The organism is Mesorhizobium sp. M1338 (genome assembly GCF_040318045.1).
Taxonomy (GTDB): Bacteria; Pseudomonadota; Alphaproteobacteria; order Rhizobiales; family Rhizobiaceae; genus Mesorhizobium.
On sequence record NZ_JAMYLL010000026.1, the window covers coordinates 1 to 15,598 of the forward strand.

General features: G+C 62.2%; 14 protein-coding genes. 6 read left to right on the top strand and 8 right to left on the bottom strand.

Annotated elements, in window-relative coordinates; all coding sequences use genetic code 11:
- Positions 1–139: 139 nt before the first annotated feature.
- Positions 140–1,411, bottom strand: a complete 1,272-nt coding sequence (locus tag NKH19_RS21065; RefSeq protein ID WP_352870064.1) for an ABC transporter substrate-binding protein — start codon at positions 1,409–1,411, stop codon at positions 140–142.
- Between the two features lie 242 nt (positions 1,412–1,653).
- Positions 1,654–2,571, bottom strand: coding sequence for an AraC family transcriptional regulator (locus NKH19_RS21070; RefSeq protein WP_352870065.1), 918 nt, complete (start codon positions 2,569–2,571; stop codon positions 1,654–1,656).
- A 267-nt stretch (positions 2,572–2,838) separates the two neighbouring features.
- On the opposite strand from NKH19_RS21070, the gene NKH19_RS21075 reads away from it, so the two are divergent.
- Together NKH19_RS21075 and NKH19_RS21080 are read left to right on the top strand one after the other, a co-directional pair.
- Positions 2,839–4,242 carry an MATE family efflux transporter gene (locus tag NKH19_RS21075; protein ID WP_352870066.1) on the top strand — a complete coding sequence of 468 codons (1,404 nt, stop codon included), beginning with the start codon at positions 2,839–2,841 and terminating at the stop codon, positions 4,240–4,242.
- A gap of 284 nt (positions 4,243–4,526) precedes the next feature.
- Positions 4,527–5,555, top strand: coding sequence for an aminopeptidase (locus tag NKH19_RS21080; protein ID WP_352870134.1), 1,029 nt, complete (start codon positions 4,527–4,529; stop codon positions 5,553–5,555).
- A 178-nt stretch (positions 5,556–5,733) separates the two neighbouring features.
- On the opposite strand, the gene NKH19_RS21085 is transcribed toward NKH19_RS21080, so the two are convergent.
- The 6 genes from NKH19_RS21085 to speB form a co-directional block, all read right to left on the bottom strand.
- A complete protein-coding gene (locus NKH19_RS21085; RefSeq protein WP_352870067.1) occupies positions 5,734–5,967 on the bottom strand; it encodes a hypothetical protein in 234 nt (77 codons plus the stop codon).
- A 110-nt stretch (positions 5,968–6,077) separates the two neighbouring features.
- Positions 6,078–6,461, bottom strand: coding sequence for an SMU1112c/YaeR family gloxylase I-like metalloprotein (gloA2, locus tag NKH19_RS21090; protein ID WP_352870068.1), 384 nt, complete (start codon positions 6,459–6,461; stop codon positions 6,078–6,080).
- A 193-nt stretch (positions 6,462–6,654) separates the two neighbouring features.
- On the bottom strand, positions 6,655–7,302 hold the full coding sequence (locus NKH19_RS21095) for an amino acid ABC transporter permease (RefSeq protein ID WP_352870069.1): 648 nt from the start codon (positions 7,300–7,302) through the stop codon (positions 6,655–6,657).
- On the bottom strand, positions 7,299–7,955 hold the full coding sequence (locus tag NKH19_RS21100) for an amino acid ABC transporter permease (RefSeq protein ID WP_352870070.1): 657 nt from the start codon (positions 7,953–7,955) through the stop codon (positions 7,299–7,301). The genes NKH19_RS21095 and NKH19_RS21100 overlap by 4 nt, the downstream gene beginning before the upstream one ends.
- Positions 7,956–7,961: 6 nt before the next feature.
- Positions 7,962–8,768, bottom strand: a complete 807-nt coding sequence (locus tag NKH19_RS21105) for a transporter substrate-binding domain-containing protein (protein ID WP_352870071.1) — start codon at positions 8,766–8,768, stop codon at positions 7,962–7,964.
- A gap of 83 nt (positions 8,769–8,851) precedes the next feature.
- On the bottom strand, positions 8,852–9,913 hold the full coding sequence (speB, locus tag NKH19_RS21110; protein ID WP_352870072.1) for an agmatinase: 1,062 nt from the start codon (positions 9,911–9,913) through the stop codon (positions 8,852–8,854).
- Between the two features lie 267 nt (positions 9,914–10,180).
- On the opposite strand from speB, the gene gcvA reads away from it, so the two are divergent.
- The 4 genes from gcvA (at position 10,181) to NKH19_RS21130 (ending at position 15,538) form a co-directional block, all read left to right on the top strand.
- Positions 10,181–11,155, top strand: coding sequence for a transcriptional regulator GcvA (gene gcvA, locus NKH19_RS21115; protein WP_352870073.1), 975 nt, complete (start codon positions 10,181–10,183; stop codon positions 11,153–11,155).
- A 151-nt stretch (positions 11,156–11,306) separates the two neighbouring features.
- The gene (pncB, locus tag NKH19_RS21120) at positions 11,307–12,611 is read left to right on the top strand and encodes a nicotinate phosphoribosyltransferase (RefSeq protein WP_352982751.1); all 1,305 of its coding nucleotides are present in this window, start codon (positions 11,307–11,309) and stop codon (positions 12,609–12,611) included.
- 39 nt (positions 12,612–12,650) lie between these two features.
- The gene (locus tag NKH19_RS21125; RefSeq protein WP_352870075.1) at positions 12,651–14,078 is read left to right on the top strand and encodes a hypothetical protein; all 1,428 of its coding nucleotides are present in this window, start codon (positions 12,651–12,653) and stop codon (positions 14,076–14,078) included.
- Between the two features lie 155 nt (positions 14,079–14,233).
- Positions 14,234–15,538, top strand: coding sequence for an ABC transporter substrate-binding protein (locus tag NKH19_RS21130; RefSeq protein ID WP_352870076.1), 1,305 nt, complete (start codon positions 14,234–14,236; stop codon positions 15,536–15,538).
- Positions 15,539–15,598 lie beyond the last annotated feature (60 nt).

Sequence of the window (15,598 nt, forward strand, 5' to 3'; positions counted from 1 at the left end):
CGCGGTTTAATCTCGGGCTGCGATCTTTGTCTCATCCGGCCTGGTTTCCGGGGTGTTGCCCTGGCCGACCCCCCGGCCGCCACGCCCACCTTATTTGCTTGCCACCCCTCCCGGGCGGCCCCCCGGGGGGGAGGATGGCTTATTTCTTCACCAGCTCGTTGGCATAGGCTTCAAGCTCGCTGAGGCCGCCCTTGACGTCGGTACGGGTGCCGGTGACCAGTTCCTCGAGGATGATGCCCCAGCGATCGCCAAGATCCGGCCAGCGCGGATCCTGCCAGAAGTTGACCGCCGTGACCTTGCCTGTCTCGGCCAGCGCCTGACCGAGATCGGCGCCGTAGATGTGGGCGAATTCCTTGCTGGACAGGACGCTGGTGCGGTTCAGTTCACCGAACTGGTGCGCGTCGAGCCGGCGCTTCTCGTTTTCCTTCGACGTCGCCCAGGCGATGAACAGGCCCGCGCATTTCTTCGACGCATCATCGGCATTGGCTTTTGCCGCGATGGCGAGGCCATGGCCGTAGCCACCACCGGTGAGCGGCGACGGCGGCGGCAGGAAGCCGATCTTGCCGACCACTTGCGAGGTCTTGGGATCGACAGCCATGCCCGACAGCGGCGTCGATTCGACGAGAATGGCAACCTGGCCAGACAGGAACGCGCCGGTCGATTCATCCCAGCTGCCGGTCTGCGTGCCGGGCGCCGAATCCTTGAACAGCTTCAGGTAGGTTTCGGTTGCCTTCACGGCGGCATCCGAGTTGAAGGCTGGCTTGTCGCCGTCGAACCACTGGCCGCCATAGGCCTTGAAGAACGGCATCCAGCGCCAGACATTGGCGCCCGAACCGCGTGCGCCGCGCAATGCGATGCCATATATGCCCTTGTCCGGATTGGTCAGCTTCGGCACGTCGGCGATCAGTTCGTCCAGCGTCTTCGGCGGCTGGATGCCGGCCGCCTCCAGAATATCCTTGCGGTAAACCATCAGGTCGCCGCCGCCGGTCAGCGGCGCGAACCAGGCCTTGCCGTCATAGGTGGCGACCTTCTGGCGGCCCGGATCGAAATCGGCGTAGTCGTAGTCCGCCGGATAATAGTCGGTGAGCGGCACGATCCATTTCGACGAAGCGAACAAGGCGACGTTGGCTTCGTCGACATAGTAGACGTTGTAATTGCCGACGGTGGACGCATCGGCGCGCGATTTCGCCCGGCGGTCGTTCTCGTTCAGATAATCGATCTGGAAGCTGGCGCCGCTCAACTTCTGGAACTCGTCCTTGGAGTCCTCCAGAAGCGTCAGGCCGTCACGTGGCTGCGCCAGCACCTTGACCGGCGCCGAGCAGACCGGCGCCTGCGCCAAGGCGATGGTGGAAACGGTAGTGGAAAGCATAAAAGCTGCGCCAAGGCTGGCAGCAAGCCGAACTGGTTTCATGATCTTTTCTCCTCCAGGAACAATTCGCAGGAAGCGGAAGTCCTCGGGCTACGCGATCCTCACCATCGCCCGAGTGACAATGCCACCCGTCGCTAAAATGCGGAGTTGCGAGGAGGCTTGCTAGAAGCCTCGTTGCAGCAGACCTGTACTTTTATGCATTGTGCGATGCAAAAACCGGCGCCGCGATACGAAGCCTGTCACATGAGTATCGATTTGGTCTGAAAGGATATTTCAGGACGCGCTTATGCGCGCATTGTCAGCCGCTGCCTCGACAGCCGGCGATAAGATGACGGCGTCATCTTGTGCTTGCGCATGAAGGCGCGGTTGAAGTTCGAGATGTTCATGTAACCGACCTGAAAACAGATGTCGGTGATCGCAATATCGGTGTCCGCCAAAAGCTTGCAGGCCTGCCAGAGCCTGAGCTTGGCAAGGTGGTCGCTGAAGCTGTTGCCGGTGTTCTTCTGGAAGAACCGCGAAAACGTGCTCTCCGTCATTCCGGCCAGTTCCGCAACCTCAGGCAGCTTCAGATCCTCGGCGAAATGCTGGAACAGATAGGTCAACGTGCGCTGGATGATGTCCAGCGAGGCGGCATCGAGAACCGGCGAGAAATCCGGCGACGACAGCAATTCGTATTCGTCGGTGCGAGCGAGAAGATCGACGAGATTCAGGAAAAGACAGAACCTGTTCAGCCCGCTAACCTCACCCATCCGCTCCATGATGTCGGCACCGTCCAGCGCGGTGCGGCCGTGAAAGACCATGCCGCGCAGCGAGCGTTCGAGGAACGGTTCCAGTTCGCGCAATTCCGGCAACAGGCCTGCCGACCCGCGCAACCTCTGCGCATCGAACTGCAGGACGATGTCGCGGCCTTCGATCAGTTCTCCCGGTTGCACCGCGGTCACCCAGTCATGCGGCAGGCCGCCACCGACGATGGTCAGGTAGCCCGGCCCGAATTCGCCGATATGATCGCCGACCAGAACCACGCCGGAGGATTTTCGCAGCAGGTGGATCTCGTATTCCGGATGGAAGTTCCAGACATTGCGCTCCCAGGGATAGTCGTCGAGCCGCCACAGGAAACTTTCGCTCGCCTCGGTGACGATGTGTTCGAAGGACGGCGCTGTCCGCGGGATCGCGGCCGTGTTCTTCCTGCGCCTGAACTGCATCCTGCCTCCTGAAAAATCGGGAATCTGCCGTCGCACCGTCCATGCAATCCGTAGCAGCCGATTGCCCGCATGTGAAATGCATCTCGGCGGCAACCAATGGTGGTCCGAGTATTCCGGCTGGCTCAATCTGTTCCCGCTCCTCCTCTCTTGCCTTCATGTCGCGTTTCGTCCAAAAGCTGGCGCAAACGCCGCGAAACCGAAGGTTTTGCCGTTTGAATGCGGCTTCCGGCTCTTTGCCGACGCGCCGCAACTGGAAAGAGCAGGACAATGTCTGCGTTCGAAGCCGGCGCTCGCGTGCCGGAAAATCTTTGGCGTCAGGAAATCATGGCGACGCTGGCGCTCGCCTGGCCGATGGTGCTGACCAATCTCGGCCAGACCGCGATGACGGCCACCGACGTCATGATGATGGGTCGTCTGGGGCCTGGTACGCTGGCCAGCGGCGCGCTTGGCGCCAACCTTTATTTCATGCCGCTGATCTTCGGGCTTGGCCTGATGCTGGCGACCTCGCCGATGATCGCGACCGAGCTCGGCCGCCGCGGCCATTCGGTGCGCGACCTGCGCCGCACCGTGCGCCAGGGCCTGTGGCTGGCGATTTTGATCTCGATCCCGATCTGGCTCGTGCTTTGGCACGGTGAGGCCATTCTGCTGGCGATGGGCCAGGATCCGGCGCTCGCCCATGAGGCGGGTGTCTATCTGCGCTGGCTCGAATGGGCGGTGCTGCCCTTCTATGGCTATATCGTGCTGCGCTCGTTCATCTCGGCGCTGGAACGGCCGGGCTGGGCGCTGGTCATCGTCTTCGTCGCCGTCGCCTGCAACGTCTTCTTCAACTGGGTGTTCATGTTCGGCAATCTCGGTGTGCTTTCGATGGGCATTGCCGGCTCGGGCCTTGCCACCTCGCTGTCCAGCACGCTGATGTTCGTCGGCATGGCTGTCGTGGTGATGCTGGAGAAGAAGTTCCGGCGCTACCGTCTGTTCGGGCGCTTCTGGCGCGCCGACTGGCCGCGCTTCAGGGGCCTTCTGCGGCTCGGCCTGCCGATTGCCGGCCTCCTCGCCTTCGAGGTGACGATCTTCAATGCGGCAGCGCTGCTGATGGGTCTGATCGACGCGGATTCGCTGGCCGCGCACGCCATCGCCATCCAGATCGCCTCGATCAGCTTCATGGTGCCGCTTGGCCTCAACCAGGCGGTAACGGTGCGCGTCGGGCTTGCGCACGGCGCCGGCAATCCGGAAGGCGTTTCCCGCGCCGGCTGGACCGCCTTCGTCATCGGCGTCTCGTTCATGGCGCTGATGGGGCTGGTGATGATCCTGTGGCCGCATCCGCTGATCAGCGCCTTCATCGATCTGGGCAATCCGGCCAATGCCAGGGTGATCGGGCTTGCCGTGTCGTTTCTCGCCTTCGCAGCACTGTTCCAGGTCTTCGATGGCGCGCAGGCCGTGGCCGCCGGCATGCTGCGCGGCCTGCACGACACCAAGGTGCCGATGATCTATGCCGCGATCGGATATTGGGGCGTCGGCCTGCCGCTCGGCGTGCTGCTCGCCTTCCATTTCGGCTTCCACGGCGTCGGCATCTGGATCGGCCTGTCGTCGGGGCTTGCCGTGGTGGCGGCGCTGCTTCTGGCGCGCTGGCTGCGGCGGGATCGCCTGGCACCGCCGCTCGCCTTTGGTCATTGAAACGGACGGCCGCCGGCTCGGCGGCTGTTTGTCCTAACATCGGGGAGCAGAAAGCTGGCGTTCTGCTACCCGCGGGGATATGGGCGGTTCCCTCCTTCAATGGCCAATGACGTATCATGCCAATCTTGCCGAGGACGAAGGTCTAACCTACACCCTCATCTCGGACATGGATGGACTGGTGTGACTGCGTGAGACAGGCGGCAAGCGCGACATCTGCTCTAGGAACGTGTGACCAGTGCTAGGGGCAAGCCGTGAAGCGCGCATTTTTTCGATTGGTTGCTTCGATGATCCTGGTGTCCGTCGTAACCGGCTGCACCGGCATTTCCTACTATGCGCAATCCGTGAACGGTCATCTGCGGATCATGACGGCGCGCAAGGATGTCGGGAGACTGATCGAGGAACCTTCGACGCCGAAGGCATTGCGCGCCCGAATGGCATCGGCGAGTGCCATACGACAGTTTACAACAGATGAACTGGCGCTGCCCGACAACAATAGCTACCGCAGCTATGTTGATATCGGTCGGGACTCGGTGACATGGGCTGTCTTCGCCGCGCCGGAATTCTCGCTGACGCCGCGAACATGGTGTTTTCCCGTTTTCGGCTGCGTGCCCTACCGAGGATATTTTTCCAAGAAGTCCGCGACTGAAATCGCAGTCGAACTTCGAGAACAGGGCATGGACGTCTATGTGACTGGCATCACTGCATATTCCACGCTTGGCTGGTCAAGTGACCCGCTGCTAAGCACGATGTTCGGCGAGGATGAAACCTATCTTGCAGGGCTGGTTTTCCATGAACTGGCCCACCAGCGCGTCTACGTGCACGACGATTCCGCATTCAACGAGGCGTTCGCTGTCGCCGTCGAAACAACCGGCGTGAAAAAATGGCTGCACGCGGCTGGTGATACCGCCGCATTGCGCCGTTACGAAGCTGCCCGGAGGCGCAAGACCGGATTTCTTGCGCTTGTCTCGCAGACCCGGGACGAGTTAACGCAAGTCTATTCCAACTCCGGCACCTCGGAGCAAAAGCTGGCCGCAAAGACGGCCGCGATTGAACGGCTGCGGATGCGCTACCGATACATGCGCGACAGGCGCTGGGGCCGATACCGGGGATACGATGCCTGGTTCGCTTCCCCAATCAACAACGCGAAGCTCGCCGCGACTGCCGTGTACGGGGAACAGGTTCCGGCGTTTCTCCGCCTGTTCGACTTGTGTTCGGGCGACTATATCAGGTTCTATGCGTCGGTCCGACGGATTGGCGCATTGGACGAAGCTCACCGTGCCGAAGCACTTGCGGCGGCAGATAGCTGTTATTGAGCCGGTCAAATGTGAAGGCCCGAAGCGTCGGAGATATCCCGGAATCCAGCCTCGGTCATCCACGCGCTATACCGACCTTCAGTGTACGATTCGTAACGGATACTGCTGGCGAAGCTGAACGAACGTCGATTTCTGAGAATGTCTGTCGCCGCCTCGAACATCCGACATGCGCGCGGTTCTACTGGTCCGAAAACCTCACGCTCACGCCACGCTGCCGAAAATAAGCCTGCATCAATTTGCGGCCCGAACGGTTGTTCTGCGCCAACTTGGTCGGATCGAACACCGCCTGTTTTATCCCCTCTCGTGTCAGCGCCGCCTTAAGCGTCGCGATATGTGCGTCGATGTCGGCATTGTCCGCCCGGAGCGAGGCATAGATGCTCTCGGTCGCCTCGGCCACGGTTGGTTCGCTCACTGGTGTCGTCCTTTGGTTGGTTTGGGCGGCGGCTTAGCACAGATTCGCGGCTCCGCCGATACCGATGAGACCGTCAGTACACGGCGCCCGTCGCGAAGGCGAACCGTTCCTTATGGGGCTTCGTAGAGTTCCAGCGGCAATCCATCCGGGTCCCTGAAAAAGGTAAACCGTTGGTCTGTATATGGGTCGATCCGGATTGGCTCAACGGCAACGCCCGCGGCTTCCAGGCGCATAATTACGGGATCAAGGCTCGCCACGGCAAATGCCAGATGTCTCAGGCCTGTCGCCTCTGGATGGGACGGCCGCATCGCTGGTGCGGGGAAGGAGAACAATTCCAGTTGGACCGACCCGATCCGCAGATCCGCCTTCCATGACCGCCGCTCCTCCCGATAGACCTCCCGGATCAGATCGAGGCCGAGGAGTTCGACGTAGAACCGTCGCGACCGGTCGTAGTCGGTGCAGATCAACGCGACGTGGTGAATGGCGTTCAGCATACTGCCAACTCTAGTCAAGCTGGGATTTGAGGCCAAGGTCACCATCGGGTCCGTGGCACTTTGTAGATGTCGCCGTTCGCGAAGGTCGCCTCGTCCATATCGTGCGCGCCTTCACTTGTGAGAGACCACTTGGGTCAAAAGCTGACGAATCCTGTCGTCCCGCAGGTGGTGGTCAACACAACATGCCTTCCGCTCAGTGTAATGCCGCCCGCTTCTCGAGCTTGCGCGCGTATTGTGTCAGCGGAAAGCACATGACGAAAAAGATCAGCGCCACCAGCCCGTAGACCTTGAACGGTTCGAAGGTGGCGTTGTTGATGGCGTTGGAGGTTCGCACCAACTCCTCGAAGCCGATGATAGAGGTAAGCGCGGTTGATTTGATCAGCTGCACCAGGAAGCCGACAGTCGGCGCGCGGGTGATCGAAAACGCCTGCGGCAGGATGATCAGTCTGAGCTCCTGCAGGTAGTGCAGGCCGAGGCTGGCTCCGGCGTCCCATTGGCCTAACGGCAGCGCGGCGACGCCGGAGCGCCAGATTTCGGCGAGGTAGGCACTGGCGAAGAAGGTGAGGCCGAGCACCGCCGCCGTCCATGGCTCGATGCGCAGGCCCAGCATCGGCAGGCCAAAGAACATCAGGAACAGCTGCATCAAGAGCGGCGTCCCCTGGAACAGGGCGATGTAGCCGGACGCAATGCGCCGGCTCCACTTGTTCTCAGCGATCCTGAAGAACAGCACGATCAGGCCGACGATGCCGCCGCCGATGAAGGCACCCAGCGACAGCAGCACCGTCCAGCGGGCGGCGAGCAGCAGGTTGCGCACGATGTCCCAGAAGGTGAATTCGATCATGACACGCCGGCCCCCAGGACGCGGCGTCCGCCGGTGACCAGCAGCCGGCGCAAGGCCATCGACATCAAGAGATAGACCATCGTCACGACAAGATAGGTCTCGAAGGAGCGGAAGGTGCGCGCCTGCAGCATGTCGGCTTCGTAGGTCAGTTCACGCACCGCGATCTGCGACACCACGGCGGACTCCAGCATCATGATGACGATCTGGCTGGTCAGCGCCGGGAAGATCACCTTGAGCGCCTGCGGCAGCACGATCTTGATGAAGACCTGGCGTGGCCTCAAGCCCAGCGCGAGCGCTGCTTCCGTCTGTCCGCCGGGCACGGCGTCAAGCCCGGCGCCGACGATCTCGATGGTGTAGGCCGCCATGTTGAGCGTCATCGCCAACATGGCGGCAAGCACCGGATCGAGCCTGATGCCGAGGCTGGGCAAGCCGAAGAAGATGAAGAACAGCTGCACCAGGAACGGCGTGTTGCGGATGATCTCGACATACCAGGCGATAGCCCGCTTGAGCAGCACCGGGCCGTTGCGGCGTCCCGCGGCACCCAGGATGCTGAGGAACGTTCCCGCCAGCGTGGTTACGGCGATCAACAGGATCGTCGTGGCCGCGCCGCGCGCGATATCGCCGACAGCACCTGGAAGCCAGGCGAAGGCCACGGAAACTCAATCCTTGAGATTGTCGGGATTGAGCGACGTCTTCAGCCAGGCTTTCGAGCTTTCGTCCAGCTTGCCGTCCGCCAGCATCTTGACGACGGCGTCGTTGACCGCCTTTTTCAGGCTGTCCTCATTCTTGTTGAGGCCGATATGCGAGGGCGAGGTCAGGAGCTGGAACTTCTGCTCCGGCTTCAGCGCGTCCTGCTTGGCCAGCACCTGCGCGCCGACATCGTTGCCGACGACCATCAGCTGGGTCTGGCCGGAGATGAAGGCCTGGATCACCGAATTATAGTTGTCGAAGCGCTTGATGTCGGCGGACGCCGGCGCCGCCTCGGTGAGCGAGGTGTCTTCCAGCGTACCTCGGTTGACGGCGATCGACTTGTCGGCGAGGTCTTCCTTGCCCTTGACCGAAAGTGCCGCCGGACCGATCACGGCGATATAGTAGGGCGCGTAGGCGACTGCGAAGTCGATGACCTGCTCGCGTTCCTTCGAATAGCCGACGCTCATCAAGAGGTCGACGCGATGGTCGTTCAAATAAGGAATGCGGTTCTGGCCGGTGACGGCGACGGGGTTGAGCTTCACCTTGAGCGTGTCGGCGATGTATTGCGCGACGTCCATGTCATAGCCCTTGAGACTCATATCGGCGCTGGCCGAGGAGAAGGGCGGGAAATCGGCGAAGACGCCGACATTGATGCTGCCGGCCTTGGTGATATCCGCCAGCGCATCGGCGTTGGCCGCCTGAATTGCAAGGCCGAAACCGGTCGTGCCAAGCATCAGCACGGCGGCGATTGAGGTAAATGTCTTTCGGATCGTCATTGTCATTCCCCTGTCTGGACGCTTTGTTTGTTTGATACGGCCGCCGGCTCCAGCACGGCGGCCGCCTTTGCTTTTTCTGAACGTCAGGCTGCCTTGCCTGTTATCGCTGGGCTGAACACCATCAGGCTCAGGATCTCGAACAGCACCTGTGCGGCGGCATGCGCCGTGTTGGTGGTGGCGTCGTATTGCGGCGCCACCTCGACGACGTCGCCGCCGACGATGTTGAGACCTTTCAGGCCGCGCAGCAGTTCGAGCACTTCGCGTGTCGTCAGCCCGCCGACTTCCGGCGTGCCGGTGCCGGGCGCGAAGGCAGGATCGATGCTATCTATATCGAAGGAAACGTAGGTCGGCCCGTCGCCGACGATCTTGCGCGCCTTCTCGATGATGGCGGGAATGCCGAGACCGGTCACCTCCTCGGCATGGACGACGGTCATGCCGGACTCGTAGGTGAACTCCCACAGATATTCGGCCGAGCCGCGAATGCCGATCTGGATCGTGCGCGTCGGATCGAGCACGCCGTCGAGCACGGCGTTGCGGAACGGCCCGCCATGGTGGAATTTGGTCATGTCGAACAGGCCACTGGTGTCACAATGGGCATCGATGTGGATCAGCCCGACCGGAGCCTTCTTGCCGACGGCCTTCAGGATCGGATGGCTGATCGAATGGTCGCCGCCCACAGACAATGGAATGACGCCGGCATCGACGATCTGGTTGGTGCGGCGCTCGATATCCTCATGGCTGACCTCCAGCCGATAGCGGCTGCGGAACGGCGTATCGCCGATGTCGGCGACCCTGAGCTCATGCGTAGGCGCGCATTCCAGCACGTGATTGTAGGGGCCGATGCGCTCGATGGCGCGCAGCGCCCTTGGCCCGAAGCGCGAGCCCGGCCGGTTGGTGACGCCGAGATCCATCGGCACGCCGATCATGGCCACCTGCAAATCGCCGAAATCCGGATTGTCGGCCGCTATTTCGCGGTAGGGCGCGGCGAGGAAGGTCGGGATGCCGGAATAGGGCGCCAGCCGTGTACCGCTCTTGGAAAAGATCTTGTCGGCGACCTTGCGGAATTTCGGGTCGAACATTTCGCCGCCATGGCTTTCGCCATATTTGCGACGCAACGCGTCGAGCTTGCCGCGATCGTATCCCATATCCGCTCCTCCTGCCGGGCTGATGCAGTGCGACCGTTGGCGATGCCTGGCGAGCCGACCATCATCCGGCCGGGTCGCTGTCGCGCTGGCTGCCTGCAGATTTCACGTCTTGAAGCTGTTCCGAGCTCAAGTGTCTGGCAGCCGCATTGAAAAATCAAATGATAATGTTAGGCTGCTCTCTGTGAGAAAATCTCACAATCAACCCTGAGCACGATCCCGTCCGAAAACCGGCCTCCACTTTTCGGGATCGTGCTGAAATGGATGCTCATGGCCAACCGGCTGCCGCCTCTCAATCCACTGCGTGCCTTCGAGGCAACGGCTCGCCATGGCTCGCTGACCAAGGCGGCGGGTGAACTGAACGTCACGCATGGCGCCATCAGCCACCAGATCAAGGCACTCGAGCAGTCGCTCGGCGTCAAGCTGTTCGAGCGGGTCGGTCAGCGGGTCAAACTGACTCCACACGGCGCCGAACTCTTGCCTGCGGTCTCGACGGCCTTCGACAGCATCGCGGCCGCCACCCAGCGCATGACAAGGCCGGCGAGCAGCGGCACACTTTCAGTCTCCTGCGTGCCGGCGCTGCTGTTGCTGTGGATGACACCGCGGCTCGGCGGTTTCATGGCGCAATATCCCGACATAAGGCTGACGCTTATCCCCTCCAACGACCCTAAGGATCTGCGGGCGCCGAATATCGACGTCTGCGTGCATTATGGCGACGGCAGCTGGGCCGACTGCTGGATGCGCAAATGGTCGGGCCTCGAACTGTTTCCCGTGGTCAGCCCGACCTTGATCAACAACCGTCCGATCCGCGGCGTCAGGGATCTCGCCGACCATGTCTTCCTGCATGGCGACGATGGCCGCGAATGGCACACATGGCTGGCGGCCGCCGATGCGCTGGACCTGGAGCGGGGCCGCCGCCATCACCTTGGCGATGCACGCGTGGCGACCGAGGCGGCGGTGCATGGCCATGGCGTGGCGTTGGGCGATTCGGTGACGGCAAGTGCGCTGCTGGCCAGGGGTATGCTGGTTGCGCCGTTCAGTCTGTCGGTGCCGGCGGTCGACGATTTCTATGTCGTCTGCCGCAACGAGATGAGGGCGACGCCGATCGTTCAGCTGTTCATCGATTGGCTGTTCGCCGAGAAGGCGCAAGATGACGGCCGCGCCGACGCACCGGTGGCGGGCCGCATCGTCAGCCGCCGCAAGCGTCCGGCGCTCAGGGTCATCGGTGCCAAGACCGGGACCTGACAACGGCTTGCGGTGGCCGTCGGTGATGTTCCGTCTCCGCAGGGTTCTCTTTTTGTCGGGCCAGCCTGAAACCGGGCAGCGTTTTTGCCAATTCGATGCTATGAGGCCTGTCGCGGTTGTGGATTGCAGGCAGCAAAGGCGGTGTTGAAACATGGCTAAGACCGATATTGCGCGGCGGGTCTACAACCACACCTGGAAGCTCGATCCGATCGTGCGCAGCCTGCTCGACACGGATTTCTACAAGCTTTTGATGCTGCAGATGATCTGGGGCATGTACCCCAAGGTCGAGACCACCTTCTCGCTGATCAACCGCACCACCTCTGTGCGGCTGGCCGACGAGATCGATGAAGGCGAATTGCGCGAACAGCTCGATCATGCCCGCACCTTGCGCTTCTCCAAGAAGGAGATGATCTGGCTCGCCGGTAACAATTTCTACGGCCGCAAGCAGATCTTCGAGCCGGAGTTTCTCGCCTGGCTGGAAGGCTTCCGGCTGCCCGAATACGAGCTGTCGAAGCGGGACAGGCAATATGAACTGACCTTCAGCGGGCCGTGGATGTACACCACGCTGTGGGAGATCCCGGCGCTGGCGATCATCAACGAACTCCGATCTCGCGCGGCCATGCGGGCGTTCGGGCCGTTCGCGCTCGATGTGCTCTATGCGCGCGCCAAGGCCAAGATGTGGGCCAAGACCGAGCGGCTGAAAGCGCTGCCCGGCATCCGCATCTCAGACTTCGGCACGCGCCGGCGCCATTCCTTCCTGTGGCAGCGCTGGTGCGTCGAAGCGCTGAAGGAAGGCATCGGCGAGGCATTCACCGGCACCTCCAACGTGCTTCTGGCGGTGGACAACGACCTCGAAGCGCTTGGCACCAACGCGCATGAGCTGCCGATGGTGTTCGCGGCGCTGGCCAATTCGGAAAAAGAGCTGAAACAGTCGCCCTACAAGGTGCTGCAGGACTGGCAGCGCTACTATGGCGGCAATCTGCTGATCGTGCTGCCCGACGCCTTCGGCACCGCGTCGTTCCTGCGCGACGCGCCGGACTGGGTGGCCGACTGGACCGGCTTCCGCCCCGACAGCGCGCCGCCTATCGAGGGCGGCGAGAAGATCCTGTCGTGGTGGCGCGACAAGGGCAAGGATCCCCGCCAGAAGCTGCTGATCTTCTCCGACGGGCTTGAGGTCGAGACAATCGAAGAGACCTACCGCCACTTCAAGGGCAAGGTGCGCATGTCCTTCGGCTGGGGCACCAATTTGACCAATGATTTCGAAGGCTGCGCGCCGACCGAAACCAACAGGCTCGACGCCATCTCGCTGGTCTGCAAGGTCACCGAAGCCAATGGAAGGCCGGCGGTCAAGCTGTCGGACAACCCGGCCAAGGCAACCGGCGACGAGGACGAGATCGAGCGGTATTTGCGCATCTTCGGTGAAAAGGACCGCGTGGAGCAACTGGTCAAGGTGTGAGGGGTGGCCGCGGCAGCCAAGATGGCAGTCTTGGATAGGATGAGTTCCTTCGCCACCGAACGCCATCGTCGGTCGTTTGCCTTGTTGCTTGCGGCCCTGTGGTTCATCTCACCCACCCCGGCCTTCGCCCACGCCTCCGATCGCGGCCACGTCCTGCTCCTGCCAACCGGCTACTATCTGGCCGGCGGCGCCTTTGCCGTTGCCGTCAGCTTCCTCGTCCTGGCACTGCTGCCAGCGGATTCGCTTGGACGTTTCTGGCGCCGGCGCCTGCCGCTATTCACCTTCAGTGACAGCGCCCGCACTGCCGTCAGCCTGATATCCTTTGCCGGCTTTGCAATCCCCGTCACCGCCGGCTTGTTCGGCAGTCGAGACCCGCTCTCCAACCCGCTGCCACTGGTGATCTGGACCCTTCTATGGGCTGGCACCACGCTGCTGCAGGGCGTCTTCGGCGATCTCTGGTCATGGCTTAACCCGTGGTACGGTCCGTGGCGCCTCGTCTCGCACCTGTTGGGCGGGGACGACGGGGGAAGGTGGCGACTCCCGCGATGGCTTGGCTACTGGCCGGCAGTGATACTGTTTGTCGCCTTTGCCTGGTTCGAACTCATCGATCCGGCGCCTGACGATCCGGCGCGGCTGGCTTGGATCGTGGGCCTTTACTGGCTGTTCTCTTTCCTTGCGATGCTGGCATTCGGCTATCGCGCCTGGAGCCGCGGCGGCGAATTCCTGACGGTCTTCTTTTCGCTAGTGGCACGCTTCGCTATCGTCGAGCGCGACGAGAACGGCCGGCTTGGCCTGTGCTGGCCGGGCGCCAAGCTACTGGCCGCCGAGCCGTTGCCGACCAGCGGCATTGCCTTCCTGCTGCTGGCCCTGTCATCCGTTTCCTTCGACGGCCTGTCGAAAACCTTCTTTTGGCTCGGCCTGTTCGGCATCAACCCGCTCGAATTTCCCGGCCGCACCGCGGTTATCGGCAGCGGCACTCTCGGGCTCGTCCTGACATTCGTGCTGCTGGCGGCGGTGTTCCTGCTTGCCGTCTGGCTCGGCCAGCGTCTCGCCGGCAGCGATCAAACTCTTGGACAGGCGGCTGGCCTGCTGGTGTGGTCGATCGTGCCGATCGCGCTTGCCTATCATGTCGCGCACTATCTGACGGCGCTGCTCGTCGACAGCCAATATGCGCTTGCGGCACTTTCCGACCCGTTCGCGCAGGACTGGAACCTGTTCGGCACCGCCGACATGCGGATCGAGGCCGGCATCGTTGCCGGGGCGGACTCGGCGTGGTGGCTGTGGAATGTCCAGGCCGGCACCATCATATCAGGCCATGTGCTCGCCGTCCTCGTCGCCCACGGCTTCGCCTGGCGCCTGCACCCGCAGCCCTCCCTTGCGGCACTCAGCCAGTTCCCGCTTACCCTGCTGATGATCGCCTATACCGTCTTCGGCCTCTGGTTGCTTGCCACGCCGACCGTCGGATGAGAAAAAGGCGGCCTCGAATGTCGCTGGAGAAGCTCGCTTGCCACATCAAGGCTTTGGTGATTTAGTTTGTACACATGCAATTTTTTACGTCCTCTGAGCGAGGATGCCGAAGCGCCTTAATCGTTGGTCAACACTAAAAAAACAGGGGAACGAACATGGCTGACAAGAACGGATTTTTCGACCTCTCCAAGACCGCCCTCAGCCGCCGCACGGCGCTGAAGGGTCTGGCCGCGGGCGCCGGCCTCGCCGTCGCACCGGGCTTCGTCCGCTATTCCCAGGCGCAGAGTTCGGCGCCGATCAAGATCGGCTTCCAGTCGCACCGCACCGGCATCGGCGCCGCCTATGGCCGCTGGTACGAGAAGACCACCGCCGCCGCGGTCAAGGCGATCAACGCCGCCGGCGGCATCAATGGCCGTCAGGTCGAGGTGATTATCGAGGATGACGGCACCGATCCCGGCCGTGGCGCCGAGGTGGTCGGCAAGTTCGCCACCCAGCACAAGACCGACATCGTCTTCGGCACGCTGTTCTCGCATGTCGTCATCGGCTCGGCGCCCGCCGCCGGCGAAAACAAGATGCCCTATTTCGTCGTCAGCGAAGGCCACCACGTCGCCTCGACCAAGCTGAACCGTTACGTCTTCCAGCCCGGCATCACCGATGTGAAGAGCCAGATCCAGTCGATGGCGCCGTGGATCGCGGCCAATGCCGGCAAGAAGGTGACGCAGATCTTCCCCGATTTCGCCTTCGGCTACGACCATCGCGACTACCTGCCGCCGGCGCTGAAGGCGCAAGGCGCCGAGGTCATCGCGCAGATCGCTATTCCGCCGACGGAATCGTCCTTCACCAAGTACTTTCCGCAGATCCCGGCCGAGACCGAGGTGATCTACCACGTCATGGTCGGCCCGGCCGTGCTCACCTTCGTCAAGGAGCTCGGCGAGTTCTACGGCTCCAACCGGCCGCAACTGTTCGGCTTCATCGATTCGCTCGAAGCCACCGACATCAACAGCCCCGGCCTCGAATTCCTCGACGGCAGCCATTTCTGGGAAGGCTCGCCGCGCTATGCGCAGCCAGACGATTCCGAGGCGCAGAAAGCCTATCGCGCCGCCGTCGGCATCGACGACAATGGTGCCGCCGTCGGCGACCCAAAGGACGTCTCGACCGCCGCGCACATGTTCGGCTGCTGGGAAACGCTCTACGTCGTCAAGAAGGCGATGGAAGATGCCGGCTACAAGGGACCGGAAGACCGCGCCAAGCTGGTCGAGGCCACCGAGGCCCTGACCGAATTCGCCGAGGGCCCCGAGCATCCGCAGGGACCCAAAACTTTCAATGGCAAGATCCACCAGTGCTTTGGCATCCAGAACATCTCCAAGGTCGAAGGCGGCAAGTTGAAGGTCGTGCACAAGACCAAGATCGAGGACGGGCTTTACGAAGCCGAGGGGGACTATACGACGCAGGCGCTGTAGGCTTGGTCCTTTAAGCGCAGTGCCCTTCGGCCCACCCCCCTCTGTCCTGCCGGACATCTC

Excerpts from the sequence above, each read along its gene's own strand:
- gcvA (WP_352870073.1), top strand. The coding sequence starts at position 10,181 with ATGGCCAACCGGCTGCCGCCTCTCAATCCACTGCGTGCCTTCGAGGCA.
- NKH19_RS21095 (WP_352870069.1), bottom strand. The coding sequence starts at position 7,302 with ATGATCGAATTCACCTTCTGGGACATCGTGCGCAACCTGCTGCTCGCC.
- NKH19_RS21125 (WP_352870075.1), top strand. The coding sequence starts at position 12,651 with ATGAGTTCCTTCGCCACCGAACGCCATCGTCGGTCGTTTGCCTTGTTG.
- pncB (WP_352982751.1), top strand. The coding sequence starts at position 11,307 with ATGGCTAAGACCGATATTGCGCGGCGGGTCTACAACCACACCTGGAAG.
- NKH19_RS21130 (WP_352870076.1), top strand. The coding sequence starts at position 14,234 with ATGGCTGACAAGAACGGATTTTTCGACCTCTCCAAGACCGCCCTCAGC.
- NKH19_RS21065 (WP_352870064.1), bottom strand. The coding sequence starts at position 1,411 with ATGAAACCAGTTCGGCTTGCTGCCAGCCTTGGCGCAGCTTTTATGCTT.
- speB (WP_352870072.1), bottom strand. The coding sequence starts at position 9,913 with ATGGGATACGATCGCGGCAAGCTCGACGCGTTGCGTCGCAAATATGGC.
- NKH19_RS21070 (WP_352870065.1), bottom strand. The coding sequence starts at position 2,571 with ATGCAGTTCAGGCGCAGGAAGAACACGGCCGCGATCCCGCGGACAGCG.
- NKH19_RS21105 (WP_352870071.1), bottom strand. The coding sequence starts at position 8,768 with ATGACGATCCGAAAGACATTTACCTCAATCGCCGCCGTGCTGATGCTT.
- gloA2 (WP_352870068.1), bottom strand. The coding sequence starts at position 6,461 with ATGCTGAACGCCATTCACCACGTCGCGTTGATCTGCACCGACTACGAC.
- NKH19_RS21075 (WP_352870066.1), top strand. The coding sequence starts at position 2,839 with ATGTCTGCGTTCGAAGCCGGCGCTCGCGTGCCGGAAAATCTTTGGCGT.
- NKH19_RS21080 (WP_352870134.1), top strand. The coding sequence starts at position 4,527 with ATGATCCTGGTGTCCGTCGTAACCGGCTGCACCGGCATTTCCTACTAT.